Genomic DNA, 2,974 nt, shown 5'->3' with positions numbered 1-2,974 from the left:
GAAAACGATCAGTTCAGGAAGGCCAGATCGTTCTCGTAGGGGCTTTCCACCGAGGTCTCGATGGGAGCTTCCTTCTTGTACTTGGCCAGTGCGGCAGCAGCCTTCACGGGATCGGTCAGAGTACCGGCGCCGCCCATGCAGCCGCCGGGGCAGCCCATGCCTTCCAGCAGGTAGCCGTTGTACTTGCCGGCCTTGGCCATCATGAGCAGCTTCTTGCACTCGGCCAGACCCTGAGCGCTGGCAACCTTGACCTCACGGTCCGGGTCCAGCTTCTTGATTGCGTTTGCCACAGCCTGGGCGACACCGCCGCCCACAGCGAAACCGCGGCCGTCAGCGGAGGCCTTGTTGAAGTCGTCGACGGGATCGACCTCCAGATTGTCGAAGTCAACCTCGCGGGCTTCGAACATGCCCATCAGCTCCTCGAAGGTGAGCACGAAGTCCACATCGCTGCGGATGCTGCGGCGGCTGGCCTCCAGCTTCTTGGCGGAGCAGGGGCCAACGAAGACCACCTTGCAGTCCTTGCCGTGATGCTTCTTCACCAGACGGGCGGTGAGCACCATGGGAGTCAGAGCCATGCTGATGTAGTCGGCCATTTCGGGGAAGAGCTTCTTGGCCATCACGCTCCAGCTGGGGCAGCAGCTGGTTGCCATGAAGGGCTGATGCTCGGGAACCTCACGCATGAAGTCCTTGGCTTCCTCGATGGTGCACAGGTCAGCGCCCACGGCAACCTCGAAGGTGTCCGCGAAGCCCAGCTGACGCATGGCGGCCTTCAGTTTGCCCACGGTTAGGCCGGGGAACTGGTTCACGAAGGCGGGAGCCATGATGGCGTAGACCCGGTCACCCTGGCGGATACTCTGGATCAGCTGGAAGATCTGGCCCTTGTCCACGATGGCGCCGAAGGGGCAGTTCACCAGGCACATGCCGCAGGATACGCACTTGTCCTGATCGATCTGAGCGCGGCCCAGGTCATCGGAGTGGATGGCGTTCATGCCGCAGGCAGCAGCGCAGGGGCGCTCCATCTTCACGATGGCGTGATAGGGACATACATCCACGCACTTGCCGCACTTGATGCACTTGTCCTGATCGATCACGGTCTGGCCGCCGGGGGTAAAGGTCAGGGCATCCTTGGGGCATACATCCACACAGGGATGGGCCAGACAGCCGCGGCACAGGTTGGTCACCTCCACCTTCTTTTCAGGGCAGGCGTTGCAGGCGAACTTAATGATGTTCACCAGCGGGGGATCGTAGTACTTCTGGGCGATCACGCTGTTTTCCATGCCGGAATTGGTGGGCGCCTGCTCATCCATGGGGCGCAGGGGCAGACCCATGGCCAGACGGATGCGCTCGGAAACGATGGCGCGCTCCAGGAAAATGCTGTTGCGGAAGCTATTGACCTCGCCCGGGATAATTTTATAGGGCAGGCGGGAAACCTCCTGTGCGTAGTTCTGCCCCTCATAGGAGAGGCGGGCCACTTCGGTGAAGACCCGGCGGCGGATCTCGGTGACCGAGGTGTAGATACCGCGCATGTTGCTCATAATCACATAACTCCTTCCAAAATGCGTTGGGGTTCGCATACAATAAAAATATAACATACTCGCTCTTCCGGGGCAAGCACCGAAAGAGGACAAGAACGGGAAAGAATGTGGATATTTTTTGTGGCTGCAATCAAAGCTGCACAGCGGTGGCCCGGCAGCGCTCGCCATCCCACTCGCCCAGACGGCAGGGAAGGATCTGACCGGCCGCTGAACCGGGTGCGCTGACCACTACCGGCAGGTACAGCCGGGTATAGCCGGTGAACAGATTTGCACTGAGGGGCTTTTCCAGCAGCACGGTATCCACCGAGCCGAACCACTCTTTGGCCAGCTTGCCGCGCACCTCGTCTGATGCGCTCTGCAGCAGGTGCACCCGGCGGGCCTTTTCCTCCTCGGGGATCTGGTCCGGGAAGGTGGCGGCAGGGGTTCCCTCCCGGCGGGAATAGGGGAACACATGGACCTTCAGGAATTCCAGCTCCTGCACAAAGCGCACGCTCTCGGCAAATTCTTCTTCGGTTTCGCCGGGGAAGCCCACGATCACATCGGTGGTGAAGCTGCATGCTCCGCTATAAGCCGCCCGCAGTTTTTTGACCACGGCGGCGTATTCCTCAGCGGTGTAGACCCGGCGCATCCGGCGCAGGGTAGCAGTGCAGCCGCTCTGCAGCGAAAGATGGAACTGGGGGCAGAGCTTTTCGGTGCGGGCCATGCGGGCGATGTCGTCGTCGCTCAGCAGGTCCGGCTCCAGGCTGCCCAGACGGATGCGCTCGATGCCCTCCACCTGTGCGCTGTGCTCGATAAGTTCGATCAGGTTGGTGCCGGTGTCCTGGCCGTAGCTGGGCAGGTTAATGCCGCTGAACACCACTTCCTTGTAGCCCGCAGCAGCCAGAGCCTCCAGCTCCTTCAGGATGCTGGCCTCACTGCGGCTGCGCACCCGTCCACGGGCCCGGGGGATCACACAGTAGGCGCACTGGCGGTTGCAGCCGTCCTGCACCTTGATGAAGGCCCGGGTGTGACCCTCGAAGCGCTCCATGGGCAGCTCCTCAAAGGCCTCTCCTTTTTCGTGGGCAGCAATGTCCACCACCCGTTCGCCCTCCAGGGCGCGGGCCACGTTGCGCAGAATGGCATGCCGGTTGGCATTGCCCATCACCACATCCGCCTCCATCACCGCGGCGGCCTCTTCGGGAAAAGCCTGGGGATAGCAGCCGGTGAGCACCGTAACCGCGCCGGGATACTGGCGCTTGGCCCGCCGCAGCCACTGGCGGCTTTTTTTATCACCCCCGGCGGTGACGGTGCAGCTGTTCACCACAAAGACATCGGCCTCCTCGTCGGGTTCGGCCAGGGTGTATCCGTTCTGACGGAAAAGCTGGGCAAGCGCGCCGGTCTCATTCTGATTGACCTTGCAGCCCAGCGTATAAAAACTTACGCGCATGGATTCGCTCCTT

Annotated in this window: 2 protein-coding genes; both read right to left on the bottom strand. The window is 61.7% G+C overall.

Annotated features, from left to right (window positions below; genetic code table 11):
- Positions 1 to 8: 8 nt before the first annotated feature.
- The gene (locus J7G73_RS12720; protein WP_291246537.1) at positions 9 to 1,526 is read right to left on the bottom strand and encodes a 4Fe-4S dicluster domain-containing protein; all 1,518 of its coding nucleotides are present in this window, start codon (positions 1,524 to 1,526) and stop codon (positions 9 to 11) included.
- A gap of 139 nt (positions 1,527 to 1,665) precedes the next feature.
- Positions 1,666 to 2,961: a tRNA (N(6)-L-threonylcarbamoyladenosine(37)-C(2))-methylthiotransferase MtaB gene (gene mtaB, locus J7G73_RS12715; RefSeq protein ID WP_291246536.1), complete on the bottom strand. Its 1,296-nt coding sequence runs from the start codon at positions 2,959 to 2,961 to the stop codon at positions 1,666 to 1,668.
- Between the last annotated feature and the right edge of the window lie 13 nt (positions 2,962 to 2,974).

It is taken from the genome of Allofournierella sp. (assembly GCF_017889395.1).
Lineage (GTDB): Bacteria > Bacillota > Clostridia > Oscillospirales > Ruminococcaceae > Allofournierella.
The sequence above is the reverse complement of the archived record's forward strand: the minus strand, read 5'-3'. Positions and strand labels throughout refer to the sequence as shown.